The sequence below is a fragment of the Vibrio ouci genome (assembly GCF_004551525.1).
Taxonomy (GTDB): domain Bacteria; phylum Pseudomonadota; class Gammaproteobacteria; order Enterobacterales; family Vibrionaceae; genus Vibrio; species Vibrio ouci.
The window spans coordinates 240,347-253,849 of sequence record NZ_SATR01000001.1 but is presented as its reverse complement, the minus strand read 5'-3'; the positions used below and the strand labels follow the sequence as shown (position 1 = coordinate 253,849).

Sequence of the window (13,503 nt, the reverse complement as noted above, 5' to 3'; positions counted from 1 at the left end):
TCATATAAGCCCTAAATAGATCCTCAACTCACTCGTCCCTCACTCTCGAGGATGACGGTGTATGCCTGTCATTCCATAGAGTGACGAAGGAACGAGTAGGGAACCTGCAAAGCTTTCACGTTTTCCTTCTCAAAACTCCAGATTGTTCGCACCTCACTATTGCAGACATGAGGGACTAGAGTGTGTTTTGATTCTGTCATTCCATAGAACGACGAAGGAGTGAGTAGGGAATCTCTCAAAATTTTCGATGCACTTTAAAAAATCTCCAGCTCAAACAAAAAAACGCCCACCGAAGTGAGCGTTTTCTCTTATCTAAGACGATTCAACATTAGTTGAACATTGCAATCGCGTCTGCTGGTGCAACGTATTCAAGATCGAAGCTTTCAGCAACTTCTTTACACGTTACTTTACCGTGGATAACGTTTAGACCTTCTAGGAAGCCGTTATCTGCTAGTAGTGCTTCACGGTAACCTTTGTTCGCTAGCTTAACAATGTAAGGAAGTGTTGCATTGTTTAGAGCGAATGTAGAAGTACGAGCAACGGCACCTGGCATGTTTGCAACACAGTAGTGTACTACGTCGTCAACGATGTACGTTGGGTCTGCGTGTGTTGTAGCGTGTGATGTTTCGAAACAACCGCCTTGGTCGATTGCAACGTCAACAACTGCTGCACCAGGCTTCATCTTAGCGATGTGCTCTTTAGTTACTAGTTTAGGCGCAGCTGCACCAGGGATAAGTACCGCACCGATTACTAGGTCAGCTTCTAGAACATGCTTCTCAATCGCGTCTTCTGTAGAGTAAACCACTTTTGCACGACCTTGGAACTCTTCGTCTAGGCGACGTAGTGTATCAACATTGCGATCAAGGATAGTTACGTCTGCACGAAGGCCTACAGCCATACGCGCTGCGTTAGCACCAACAACACCACCGCCGACAACGACGACTTTCGCTGGCTCAACGCCTGGAACACCACCAAGTAGAAGACCACGGCCACCGTGAGATTTCTCTAAAGTTTGTGCACCTGCTTGAATAGACATGCGGCCTGCTACCTCAGACATTGGAGCAAGTAGTGGCAAGCGACCCATATTATCTGTTACAGTCTCATATGCTATACAGACAGCTTTGCTCTTGATTAGCTCATCAGTTTGTGGAAAATCTGGTGCTAGGTGCAAATAAGTAAATAAAATTTGCCCTTCTCGTAGCATAGCGCGCTCGACAGCTTGAGGTTCTTTAACCTTTACAATCATTTCTGCTTTCGCGAAAACGTCAGCAGCGGTAGGAAGAATGGATGCGCCTACAGCGATGTAATCATCGTCTGAAAAACCGATGCCTGAGCCGGCATTAGTTTCAACAAAAACTTGGTGACCTTGAGACACTAGCTCGCGAACGCTCGCTGGGATCATGCCAACACGGTATTCGTGGTTTTTGATTTCCTTAGGTACGCCAATGATCATCCTGACTCCTCATTTTATTTTGGTTGTATAAACTATAGTAGTTGTATTAACTGTGTGTAGGGTAATTCTGTCGAATTAATATCTAGTATAGATATGATTGGATAAAATTTGATACTGAATATTAAAAAGTTGTAGTATATTTTTTTGCAAGGAAGTAATAAGGTGGAATAAAAAATGGCAGACAACAATAAAAAGCCGTCCAAGGATCTTGACCGTATCGATCGCAACATTCTAAATGAGTTGCAGAAAGATGGTCGTATTTCGAATGTAGAGTTGTCTAAACGTGTGGGGCTTTCTCCTACACCATGTTTGGAACGTGTGCGCCGCTTAGAGCGCCAAGGGTACATTACAGGTTATACAGCGTTGCTGAACCCGCAGTACCTTGATGCTTCACTACTGGTATTTGTTGAAATTACGTTAAATCGTGGTGCTCCTGATGTATTCGAGCAATTTAACACGGCAGTACAAAAGTTAGACGACATCCAAGAGTGTCATCTAGTTTCTGGTGATTTCGACTACCTACTAAAAACTCGTGTATCTGACATGAGTGCTTACCGTAAGCTACTGGGTGACACGCTATTGCGTCTACCAGGTGTGAATGACACACGTACTTACGTAGTAATGGAAGAAGTGAAGCAAACTAACCAACTGGTTATCAAAACTCGATAACTTCGAGTGGGCATAGCGTTAAACTCTTAATTGCTTTCTATATTCTGACTTTAAGCAATTGGGTTTTTGCCCTTGATATGGTTAAATTGATAGTCCGAGTAGCAGTGCTGCTCGGACTATTTTATTTTCTGCCGAAGCGAATCTTTCGAACTCGGTTTTATGCTACGTAGATAAAGTTGGTTATGTTTAAAGAGACCAAAAATAAAGTCCAAACAATTATTAAAACGGGTGATGACTCCTCGCTTTCTCGTCTGAGTGGACCTCAGCGCCTTCAAGAGTGCAGTCTGATTGTTGTAGTTTTAGCGTCGATATTGCTTTCAGTAGCGCTTATCACTTTTAATGCCGCTGATCCGTCGTGGTCTCAAACTGCGTGGGGTGGGGAGATCAACAACGCTGGTGGCTTAGCTGGCGCTTGGCTAGCAGACACTCTATTTTTTACCTTTGGCTCTCTTGCTTATGTTTTGCCTATTGTTATTACTGGCACCGCTTGGGTTGTGTTACGTAAACGCGGTGAAGACGAACCTGTTGATTTAATGCTGTGGGGTACGCGACTGCTGGGTCTGACTATCGTGATTTTGACCAGCTGCGGACTTGCTGACATCAACTTTGATGATATTTGGTATTTTTCATCGGGTGGTGTGATTGGTGACGTATTAACAAGTCTAGCCATGCCAACTTTAAACATTCTCGGCACTACATTGGTTTTCCTATTCTTGTGGGGAGCAGGTTTTACCTTACTGACGGGTATTTCTTGGTTATCGATTGTCGATTGGTTAGGTGAGAAGACCATTAGTCTGTGTACTGGGCTTGTTAACCGTATCCGTGGCAGAGAAGATGAAACTTTAGAAGCAGAGTTAAACGATTATGAGCAAGAGATTACGCCTGCTCGCTCAGAATCAGTACGTGAAGAGCCAACGGTATCATTGACTCAAGATATAGAAGAGCCAATGTCTGAACCGCGTCGCTTCAATATCCATATGCCTGAATCTCATGAAGCTGAGCCTAAACCAGTTCAGCCTGAGCCTGTGTATGAAGTGCAGCAACCTGTCCCTGAATACAGTGAGCCGGTAATACCGCAGGCCACGTATACTGAGGTAGAGCCAGAGCAGCCAATGGTCTCAGTTCAGCCAGTTGTAAGCGATGAGCCCCAAGTGGAGCGTTCTAAGCAACTGGGCGCCACCATTGAAGAACTAGAGCAAGCAGCACAGTACGCCGACGACTTTGTTGAACCTGCGCAAGCCGCGAGTGTCGCAACTGCAACGATGGCTGCGGTGGCAACGGCTGACGTTCATACGCCGGAAGTGGCGATGCCGTATGAGCAAGAAATCCCAGCGACGGCTGTTGATGTGGAGCCAGTAGTAGAGACGGCACCTGCATATGAAGCGGTAGAAGAAGTCCCTAGCTCAGAGTTACCTTGGAATGAGAGCGTAGTTGATGAAGACATTGCGCAGCCAAGCATTACAACGTCTGAACTTGATCAGATCTCTACTGAAATTGAGCCGTTAGAGCATCATCAAGAACCGATGATTTCATCGTTTGATGTTGCAGAAGAAGCGCAAATTGAACCTGTAGCAGAATATCAATCTCAGCAGGAAGAGCTTGCACAAGATGAAGATGCTGCCGCGCTCAACCACATGGTTGCCGAAGCTCAGGCTAAAGTCGCTGCGCAGCAGAATCCATTCCTTGTTCAACATGAACCGAATCTCCCTAAGCCGGTAGAGCCGATGCCGACGCTAGAGCTTCTGTATCATCCAGAAAAACGCGACAACTTTATCGATCGTGATGCATTAGAAAATATTGCGCGACTAGTTGAAGCCAAATTAGCGGACTACAAGATTAAAGCTGAAGTGGTCGATATCTTCCCAGGGCCTGTTATTACTCGCTTCGAGCTAGACCTTGCTCCAGGGGTTAAAGTGAGTCGCATCTCTAGCCTTTCTATGGACTTAGCTCGCTCGCTATCAGCAATGGCTGTGCGTGTTGTTGAAGTTATTCCGGGTAAACCATATGTGGGCTTAGAGTTGCCAAACATGAGCCGTCAGACGGTATTCTTCTCTGATGTTGTTGGCAGCCAGCAGTTTATTGAAGCGAAATCGCCAACGACGGTAGTACTTGGTCAAGATATCGCTGGTGATGCGGTTATTGCTGACCTATCTAAGATGCCGCACGTGTTAGTGGCGGGTACTACAGGCTCAGGTAAGTCTGTGGGTGTGAACGTAATGATCCTAAGTATGCTCTACAAAGCGACACCGGAAGATGTACGTTTCATCATGATTGACCCGAAAATGCTTGAGCTTTCTATCTATGAGGGGATACCTCACCTTCTTTCTGAAGTCGTAACGGATATGAAAGACGCGTCAAACGCTCTACGGTGGTGTGTCGGTGAAATGGAACGCCGCTACAAGCTGATGTCTGCATTAGGTGTACGTAACATCAAAGGCTTTAATGACAAGCTTAAAATGGCGGCAGAAGCGGGGCATCCTATTCATGACCCATTATGGCAGCCGGGTGACAGTATGGATGAGCATCCACCACTGCTGGAGAAACTGCCATACATTGTTGTTATCGTTGATGAGTTTGCCGACTTGATGATGGTTGTTGGTAAGAAGGTCGAAGAGTTGATTGCACGCTTAGCGCAAAAAGCCCGTGCTGCTGGTGTTCACTTAATTCTTGCGACTCAGCGACCTTCGGTAGACGTTATCACCGGTCTGATTAAGGCTAACATCCCAACACGTGTTGCGTTTACGGTTTCGACTAAGACAGACTCTCGTACCATTCTTGACCAAGGCGGTGCTGAATCGCTGCTGGGTATGGGTGATATGCTTTACTTGCCACCGGGCTCAAGTCATACCACTCGCGTTCATGGCGCGTTTGCTTCTGATGATGATGTTCACGCCGTGGTTAATAACTGGAAAGCGCGCGGCAAACCGAATTATATAGATGAAATCACCAATGGTGATCAAGGCCCTGAAGCGTTACTCCCGGGTGAGAAGCCGGAAGGCGAAGAGGAAATGGATCCACTGTTTGACCAAGTGGTTGAGCATGTTGTCCAGTCTCGCCGTGGTTCGGTTTCTGGCGTTCAGCGCCGCTTTAAGATTGGTTACAACCGCGCAGCGCGTATTGTAGAGCAGCTAGAAGCGCAAGGCATTGTCAGTGCTCCGGGCCATAACGGTAACCGTGAAGTACTGGCTCCAGCGCCTAGTCGTGATATGAACTAAGTCCCTTCACTAGAAGTGGCAAAAAAGGGTTAGCGATAGAGCTAACCCTTTTTATTTGTCGCTGAGTAGGGCGTCTTACTATAGTTCTCGACATGCATCCGGAGAGCCTCAACTTACTTGTGCCTCGTTTTCGAAGTGAAAGAGTGTCATTCCATAAAGTGACGAAGGAGCGAGTAGGGAATCTCTAAAAGTTACCTACTGGTTTGAGTCCCACGATTGATTCATTCCTCTTTCTGAGGATGGCAATCGTTGTTAGTGAGAGAGTGTCATTCCATAGAGTGACGAAGGAGCGAGTAGGGAATCTCCAAATGTTACCTACTTGCTTTAAGAGGTCCTCTATTCATTTTATTCCTCATCGCGAAGACGACCGAGCGTTTAATAAAAAAGGGCTGATGTATTCACATCAGCCCTTTGTTGTTCTCTAATCTTGTGCTTATTTGTTCTTAGCAAATTGCGCAATCACAATCACGCCAAGCGCAATCAAGTTACCTGCAAAAATAACCACGAGCCATTGAGGCATAGATAGTGTAAGGAACTGCCAAACAACCTTGCTGCAATCACCGTACGCTTCAAACATCCAAGGAACCCATTGGTTTAATGGTGCCCAGTCTGGGAAAGTGACAAATAGATCACAGGTCGCGAATGGTGATGGGTTGAACTGGTAATCGACGTGCTGCATTGAAAGAGCCAGACCTTTGTAAGCACTCGCGCCCCAAGCCGCTAAACCTAACCAACGGATGATTGGGTTGTTCGGTGCGATTACGCCAAGCAGTGCAGCACCACCGATGCCAAGCATTGCGACGCGTTCATAAATACACATCACACAAGGCGATAGCATCATAACGTGTTGAAAGAACAGTGCGCAGGCTTCAAAGAATACGACAAATAGCAGTAGCAACAACCATGAGAGTCGTCCTTGAGAGAAAGTTTTGATTGCAGAAAGTATATTCACACAGATGTCCTGAAGTAATAAAAAAGCCCTGAGTTATCAGAGCTTTTTATCGTGGAAAAGTTTCAGTATCAACTAAAAAATTTGAATCTTATCCAATTAATGTCCGTTAGATACAGCGTGGACAGCTTCACCAACTTGTGCAGTAATCCAACCTGCGTCGTAGAACCATGCTGTCATAGGCTCAACGAAGAAGACGATACCAGCCAGACCTACAGTAGCCAAAACAACGGTGTAAGGCAGTGCCATCACAACCATGCGACCGTAAGATAGTCTGATCAGTGGTGCTAGTGCCGAAGTCAGTAGGAATAGGAATGCTGCTTGACCGTTTGGCGTTGCAACTGACGGTAGGTTAGTACCTGTATTGATCGCTACGGCAAGAAGGTCAAACTGATCACGAGTAATCACTCCTTCAACCAGTGCTGACTTAACTTCGTTAATGTATACGGTACCAACAAACACGTTATCCGATACCATTGAAAGAACACCATTCGCGACATAGAACAGAGCAAGCTGGGTACTTTTATCTTCAACGGCCAGTACTGCGTCGATAACTGGTTTAAATAGCTCTTGGTCGATGATTACCGCAACAACAGCGAAAAATACGGCGAGTAGTGCGGTAAATGGTAGTGCTTCTTCGAAGGCTTTACCCATCGAGTGTTCTTCAATTACACCAGTGAACGCTGTCGCTAGGATGATAACAGATAGGCCAATAAGACCAACTGCCGCTAGGTGAAGCGCTAGACCAACGATTAGCCAAACCGCGATGATACCTTGTACCCACAGTTTTGCTACGTCTTGCTTAGTACGTGTCTTACGTTCTTCACGGTCAAAATCAACAAGAATCTGACGCACGTTTTCAGGTAGTCGAGCGCCGTAACCGAAGACTTTCAGTTTTTCGACAATCACACAGGTAATCAGGCCACAAACAAATACCGGCGCTGTAACTGGAAGCATGCGGATGATGAACTCGCCAAATTGCCAGCCAGCTTGGTCAGCAATGATAAGGTTTTGCGGTTCGCCTACCATAGTCATTACACCACCCAGTGCAGTACCTACACCGGCGTGCATTAGCAGCGAGCGTAGAAATGCGCGGTAGTTTTCAAGGTCGTCACGAGTTAATTCTGAAAGATGATCATCTTGCGTGTGGTCGTGCGATGCATGTGGGCCTTGGCCTGATGCAACCTTGTGGTAAATAGCGTAGAAGCCAACAGCAACACTGATAACAACAGCGATAACGGTTAGGGCATCAAGGAATGCGGAAAGGAAGGCAGCCGCAAAACAGAAGGCTAACGAGAGCATGCTCTTAGAGCGAATGCCGAGTAATATCTTAGTAAAGATAAACAGCAGCAGTTGCTTCATAAAGTAGATGCCGGCAACCATGAAGACTAGCAATAGCAGCACTTCGATGTTGGCAACAAGTTCATGTTTAACCTGATCAGCACTGGTCATGCCGATTGCAATCGCTTCGATGGCGAGTAAGCCACCAGGCTGAAGAGGGTAACATTTTAGCGCCATTGCTAGAGTAAAGATAAACTCAGCAACGAGTAGCCAACCTGCTACAAAAGGGTCAACCAAGAAGAACACAATTGGGTTGATAATTAGAAAAGAAATGATGGCAACTTTATACCAATCTGGAGCTTTACCAAGAAAGTTCTTAATAAATGCATTTCCGAGTGACATCGGCATGATCTAGATACTCTTAATGTTGTTATGAATAGACACTGCGCGTGCTTGAATCCATTAACCGGAAATTTTGGAATTTCCAACGTCTGGCTATCGTCTAGCCAGCAGGAAATGAACCCGATTCAACAGTGACTTAGAAAAACAACATTGCTTCTACGATCATGTGGCCTTGCCAAGTCACTCCCTGAGAAAGACAAGCACTCCTTACTTTGGCCGCCACTCTACTCTTCAACAGAATTTAGTCAACGATAAACTGGATGTTGTGATTTTATTAAGCGACTTTTGTTGAAAAACGCGATCAAAGTGGCGTAAACATATCATAAGAGTTGTGAAAAACAATGGTTAATGTTGGCTAGGCATTGAAAGCTTAGAATAAGAAAGAATATGTAATTATATTGCATGAAAATGGCAGTTTATTTTTGCAATTTTACAAACTTAACTTTTGCGTATAACCCTAAAGGGGGTGGGGTGTGTCGCGTGTTTACAATTTGTTAAACTTTATAATGGGAGTGTTTCATCATTCATTATCGGCCAGTAAATGTGATGGTGATTTAGAGTGTTAACTCTAAAGGTGCTTTGTGCCATGTTTCCTGTGTGGCGGTTTCCGATATAGCATAACTAGTGGTATGATGAGTTAATTAGACCCAAATAATAAAGACTGGATAATATATAAATGGTCATTAAGGCAAAGAGCCCAGCAGGATTCGCAGAAAAATACATTATTGAAAGTATTTGGAAAGGCAGATTTCCACCTGGTTCAATTTTACCAGCAGAACGCGAGCTCTCTGAACTAATTGGCGTTACTCGCACAACATTACGAGAAGTCTTACAGCGTTTAGCCCGTGATGGTTGGCTGACAATCCAACATGGTAAACCAACGCGCGTAAACCAGTTTATGGAAACGTCGGGCCTGCATATCCTTGATACGTTGATGACACTAGATGCGGACAATGCGACATCCATTGTTGAAGATTTACTTGCAGCACGTACTAACATCAGCCCGATCTTTATGCGCTATGCATTTAAAGCGAATAAAGAAAACTCTGAGAAAACCATTACTAATGTGATCAGCTCATGTGAAGCCTTGATTACAGCTGATTCATGGGATGTGTTTATGGAGTCTTCTCCATATGCAGAGAAGATTCGTCAACACGTTAAAGACGATGGTGAGAAAGACGAGATCAAGCGTCAATCTATCTTGATTGCAAAAACGTTCAACTTCTATGACTATATGTTGTTCCAACGTCTTGCATTCCACTCAGGCAACCAAATCTACGGTTTGATCTTTAATGGTCTGAAGAAGCTTTATGATCGTGTAGGTAGTTACTACTTCTCTAACCCAGAAGCTCGTGAGTTAGCGCTGCAGTTTTACCGTGACTTACTTGAGGTGTGTGAGACTGGAAATCGCGAACAGATCCTGATTGTTGTTCGTCATTACGGTCTGCAGAGTGCGCAAATCTGGAACCAGATGAAAACCACGCTGCCAACCAACTTCACTGAAGACGACAGCTAATAAGCAGACATCTTTAATAAAAAACCGCCATTTGGCGGTTTTTTTAGGTTTGCTGATCACGTTTAGCTTAGCAATCGGCTATTTCTTCTTCGCGACCACCGGCTTCTGCGAACCACTCGGCTAAGTGAGATTTGAGGTCTTTCAGCTCGTCAGGGCCAATCAGAGCGAGGCCAAGGTCTTCTGCGCGGGTAATATCATTGTGACGCAATGGGCGGAAGCTAACCAGCATAGCGCGCGCTTGTAGGCCACCTAGAAGGTCGCGTAGAGATTCCAGCTTGTAAAGCGTATCATCACCGTCGTCACGCATCCCTTTCGTCTTACATTCGATGATATGCAGCTTGTTGTTTACCACTGAAGCGACGTCTAGTTCATTACGCACTTCTCTATCACCCAGTTGACGGTAGACTTGAACGTTGAGCGAACGGTCTTGAATGGTTGGCATATCTTGTTGGATCTGCCTTACTGTGCTGTGCACTAGAGTCTCTAGCCACTCACCATTAGAAAAACGGCGCGCGTCTTCGTTGGCAAAGGTCAGTACTCCATTCTCGTAGGTTGCGATGTCCGCTTCGACTAAGTCGGTCAGCAGCATATTCAACTCACGATAGCCTTGCTGTTTCTCAGAAAGCTCCACATCGAGTCTTTGCTCTTTACGGCAAGTGGTCGCAAGATAGTTTAGTGTTGCCAGACCAGGGCCAAGTTCCAATGCATTACTTGCCCAGCGTTCCCCAAGCTCATATAGCTTTTGGTCAAGTTGCGGTGGTAATTCGTGTTCGTTAAATTCACCACGAGCCCCAAACACAGTGAGATAATCATCGATAGTGATACGGTCTTCGACTTGAGTATCTTCTTTGCCATCTGGGTAGAGCCAGCACAAGCGGTCACTATTGGGCTCGACAACGAAAATCGGCCAGTGATAAGTACGAAACACTTCGTAAACGGACAGTAGTCGATGACGCAGACCACAACTGGCGTTAAGTTTTACCTCTTCACCTCTAGCAGTGAGGTCTTCAGCCAATGTGATAATGGCTTGTTTGATTTTTGAAGTATTCGCGACATTCGGGATTTGGAAAAATTCTGAAGTGATGTTTCTTTTGCTCAATACACTATGAAGGCGAAGGTACATATCTTCTTGAGATTCCACCCCGATGAAAACGATGTGATCGCTAATCGTGCGATTATCTAATAATGGGGTAACTAGGCGTATTGGGTCTTGATCAATAATGCCAACATGAACGGCCATAACAATTCCTCATGTTCGGCTTGCAAAAAAGAGTAAGAAAAGTGGAGGCAAGCCTATTAAATCATATAATGACACGGACCTTAAAAAACAAGGGCGACTATAGAAAATAGTCGCCCAAACTCAATTGATTACTGTTTTCTGACTTAACTACAACTTAAAGCGATGTACTAAATCCCCTTGTTGATTCGCTAGCGAAGAGAGGTTAGAGCTGGTTTGAGCTATCTCTGCCATCGCTTGATAGCTGGCATCGGCAATCAGATTAATCTCTTCAATATTGCGTGCAATCTCACTGGTTGTTTCGCTTTGTTCAGCAGCGGCTTGAGAAATGTAACCACTCATTTGGCTAATTTCCATGATTAGCCCCTGAATTTCTTCCATAGCGCTGTTAGCACTTGACGCTTGCGCTACTGATAGTTCCATATCGTCCTTACAGCTTTGAATGACCTTGTTGGCCGAGCTCGAACTGCTTTGAAGATTGCTGATCATGTTTTCAATTTCTGACGTCGACTCAGTAGTGCGCTGCGCGAGGACGCGGACTTCATCAGCAACGACCGCGAATCCTCGACCTTGTTCACCGGCGCGAGCTGCTTCGATGGCCGCGTTGAGCGCGAGAAGGTTGGTCTGTTCAGCGATATTGCGGATGACGTCTAAGATACTGCCGATTTGACTGCTCATCGCTTGGAGGTCTTTTACTGCATCTACCGATTGATTTAGTCGCGTTTCGAGCTGATTGATGGTCGAAATGTTGGTGCCCATGATCTGTCGACCCGACTCCGATGCAATTTCAACTTTTTCAACCATAGTCTGAGAGTTCTGCGCACTTTGCGCGACTTCTTGTACTGAGTGAGCCATTTCGGTCATCGCCGTCGCTACGTTAGCGGTTTGCTCACGTTGTTGGCTTAATTGCGATTGAGCCTGCGATGAGGTGGACTGGTTGGTTGTCGCAGTATTGGTCAGATTGTCTGAGGCATCGTTGAGCTCAACCAAAATTCCGTGCAAGTTGTCGGCCAGTGAGTTGATATGATGACTCACACGGCTGAATTCGTTGTTGTAACGAATGTCGATACGCTGCGTCATATCCCCTTCAGTGAGCGATTCAAGAGTACGAAGAATACGAGTTAAAGGTTCACGTACACTTTGAGCAATATGGTAACCGATCGCGAGCGCCATAAAGATCACAATCGCACCAATAGAAACAGAGCGAATGACACCTTGCTCGTACACTTCGCCGGCTTCGCTTAGCGAGGCGTTGAGACCTTGCTGAGCAAAAGCACTGAATGAAGCGAGCAGTTCGCTGGTCGCGTCAACTTGCTGGGTTAGGTTCGCGATATTGGCATAGAGCGCATCTTTTGCTTGTAGGTAGGCGCTATGTTGGTCTAGCACGCCTCCTTTTTTACCAACGTCTATCGTAAACTGTTGAACTGATTCATCGAACGCCTTTTTGATCTCAGGCATCTGGCTGGTTAAGCCGCGGTAAGCATAGTTGAGGTGAGTCACCGCTTTCTTGTTTTTGGCCACAGCTTTAGCGACGAACTCAGTGTCACTGCTTGCTAGTGCATCAGAGGTGATCATTTCAGCATCTTTTAGCTTAATGAAATAGCTTTTTGCCATTACTTTCACAGAAATGCTGCTTTGATCATCGACATACTCTTTCATGCCTAAGCTCAATTCAGAGTGCAGTCGCTGGAATTGACGAGTGGATTTTTGCACTTGAGCCTGTGCGACAAACATCGCGCGGTAGTTGTCCATCGCTTGCGTTGCTTCAGTGAAGTAATTTACTTCCATCTCTTTAAGCTGAACAATCGACTCGGCTAGCTCAGGTTGATTTGTACTGACTTGCTCTAACTTTAATAGCTGTTGATTATAGGCTTGTTTAACTTCTTCAAATTGGCCAGACAGTTGGTCCATGCGTTCGAAGCTTTGTGTAGTCAAAAAGTCTTTAAATAGTTTATCGGCAGAAAGTAGCGCTACACTCGTTTGGTTAGATTGTGAAACCAGTGGTAGTGAAGTGTTAGATACACCTTCGAAGTTTTGGTGTATCTGCTGCATTCCTCGCATCATCATCAACGTAGTGATGACGAACATTATTATGATCAATGCAAAGCCAGCGTACATACGCTTAATCACTGAGCCCTTCATGGATCTCTCCCTTATTTATCATTTCTTAGAAAATTAACAAAAAGATGACCATTGTATTGACAACGAGACACGCATTTTATGACGCACAATACATATTTAGCTAACCGCCTATGACCGTATGCTATTTAAATTAAACGAACACTGTTTTTTATTGTGATTTTGCGAAGCTTGGCGCATACTCGAATCAATTCAACTAATAAAACCGTATCGATGGAGCGCTTCATGGCTGAAGAAACCATTTTCAGTAAAATCATTCGTAAAGAAATTCCGGCAGATGTTGTTTATCAAGATGACCTAGTTACTGCATTTCGAGATATCAACCCACGCGCGCCAAGTCACATTTTGATCATCCCAAATAAGCTTATCCCGACGGTTAATGAGATCGAAGAAGAAGACGAGCTAGTTATGGGTCGCATGTTTACGGTCGCACGAAAGCTAGCGAAAGAAGAGGGTATCGACGAAGATGGTTACCGTCTGATCGTGAACTGTAACTCTCACGGTGGCCAAGAGGTTTACCATATTCATATGCACCTTGTTGGCGGCCGTCCATTAGGTCCAATGTTAATGAGCTAGCTCTTAGCTAAGACATATCGAACAAATTCGCTCTCGTGTTGTCTTAAGCAAGGATAAATTTAGAGC

9 protein-coding genes are annotated in these 13,503 nt (G+C 45.2%); 4 read left to right on the top strand and 5 right to left on the bottom strand.

Annotation, left to right across the window (positions count from 1 at the left end; genetic code table 11):
- Nucleotides 1–328 precede the first annotated feature (328 nt).
- A complete protein-coding gene (gene ald / locus ELS82_RS01070; RefSeq protein WP_134833820.1) occupies nt 329–1,453 on the bottom strand; it encodes an alanine dehydrogenase in 1,125 nt (374 codons plus the stop codon).
- A 174-nt stretch (nt 1,454–1,627) separates the two neighbouring features.
- Between ald and lrp the strand changes: the two genes are divergently transcribed.
- Together lrp and ELS82_RS01060 are read left to right on the top strand one after the other, a co-directional pair.
- A complete protein-coding gene (gene lrp, locus ELS82_RS01065; protein WP_004414493.1) occupies nt 1,628–2,122 on the top strand; it encodes a leucine-responsive transcriptional regulator Lrp in 495 nt (164 codons plus the stop codon).
- Between the two features lie 182 nt (nt 2,123–2,304).
- Nucleotides 2,305–5,337 carry a DNA translocase FtsK 4TM domain-containing protein gene (locus ELS82_RS01060; RefSeq protein ID WP_134833819.1) on the top strand — a complete coding sequence of 1,011 codons (3,033 nt, stop codon included), beginning with the start codon at nt 2,305–2,307 and terminating at the stop codon, nt 5,335–5,337.
- Between the two features lie 433 nt (nt 5,338–5,770).
- Here the strand turns inward: ELS82_RS01060 and dsbB are convergent, their stop codons facing one another.
- Both dsbB and nhaB read right to left on the bottom strand, forming a co-directional pair.
- Nucleotides 5,771–6,289, bottom strand: a complete 519-nt coding sequence (gene dsbB, locus ELS82_RS01055) for a disulfide bond formation protein DsbB (RefSeq protein WP_134833818.1) — start codon at nt 6,287–6,289, stop codon at nt 5,771–5,773.
- A gap of 96 nt (nt 6,290–6,385) precedes the next feature.
- Entirely contained in the window at nt 6,386–7,975 is a 1,590-nt protein-coding gene (gene nhaB / locus ELS82_RS01050; RefSeq protein WP_134833817.1) for a Na(+)/H(+) antiporter NhaB, read from the bottom strand.
- A 670-nt stretch (nt 7,976–8,645) separates the two neighbouring features.
- Here nhaB and fadR point away from each other — a divergent pair.
- Complete coding sequence (fadR, locus tag ELS82_RS01045) at nt 8,646–9,485, top strand: fatty acid metabolism transcriptional regulator FadR (RefSeq protein WP_053438210.1); 840 nt, start codon at nt 8,646–8,648, stop codon at nt 9,483–9,485.
- Nucleotides 9,486–9,552: 67 nt separating this feature from the next.
- Here the strand turns inward: fadR and ELS82_RS01040 are convergent, their stop codons facing one another.
- Together ELS82_RS01040 and ELS82_RS01035 are read right to left on the bottom strand one after the other, a co-directional pair.
- Nucleotides 9,553–10,725, bottom strand: coding sequence for a DUF1887 family protein (locus ELS82_RS01040; protein ID WP_134833816.1), 1,173 nt, complete (start codon nt 10,723–10,725; stop codon nt 9,553–9,555).
- A 147-nt stretch (nt 10,726–10,872) separates the two neighbouring features.
- Nucleotides 10,873–12,864, bottom strand: a complete 1,992-nt coding sequence (locus ELS82_RS01035; protein ID WP_134833815.1) for a methyl-accepting chemotaxis protein — start codon at nt 12,862–12,864, stop codon at nt 10,873–10,875.
- A 222-nt stretch (nt 12,865–13,086) separates the two neighbouring features.
- On the opposite strand from ELS82_RS01035, the gene hinT reads away from it, so the two are divergent.
- Nucleotides 13,087–13,437 carry a purine nucleoside phosphoramidase gene (gene hinT / locus ELS82_RS01030; protein ID WP_004414476.1) on the top strand — a complete coding sequence of 117 codons (351 nt, stop codon included), beginning with the start codon at nt 13,087–13,089 and terminating at the stop codon, nt 13,435–13,437.
- The last annotated feature ends 66 nt before the right edge of the window (nt 13,438–13,503 follow it).

Bases quoted from the DNA above. Each gene is read 5' to 3' on its own strand.
- ald (WP_134833820.1), bottom strand. From the start codon at position 1,453: ATGATCATTGGCGTACCTAAGGAAATCAAAAACCACGAATACCGTGTT.
- lrp (WP_004414493.1), top strand. From the start codon at position 1,628: ATGGCAGACAACAATAAAAAGCCGTCCAAGGATCTTGACCGTATCGAT.
- ELS82_RS01060 (WP_134833819.1), top strand. From the start codon at position 2,305: ATGTTTAAAGAGACCAAAAATAAAGTCCAAACAATTATTAAAACGGGT.
- nhaB (WP_134833817.1), bottom strand. From the start codon at position 7,975: ATGCCGATGTCACTCGGAAATGCATTTATTAAGAACTTTCTTGGTAAA.
- fadR (WP_053438210.1), top strand. From the start codon at position 8,646: ATGGTCATTAAGGCAAAGAGCCCAGCAGGATTCGCAGAAAAATACATT.
- ELS82_RS01040 (WP_134833816.1), bottom strand. From the start codon at position 10,725: ATGGCCGTTCATGTTGGCATTATTGATCAAGACCCAATACGCCTAGTT.
- ELS82_RS01035 (WP_134833815.1), bottom strand. From the start codon at position 12,864: ATGAAGGGCTCAGTGATTAAGCGTATGTACGCTGGCTTTGCATTGATC.
- hinT (WP_004414476.1), top strand. From the start codon at position 13,087: ATGGCTGAAGAAACCATTTTCAGTAAAATCATTCGTAAAGAAATTCCG.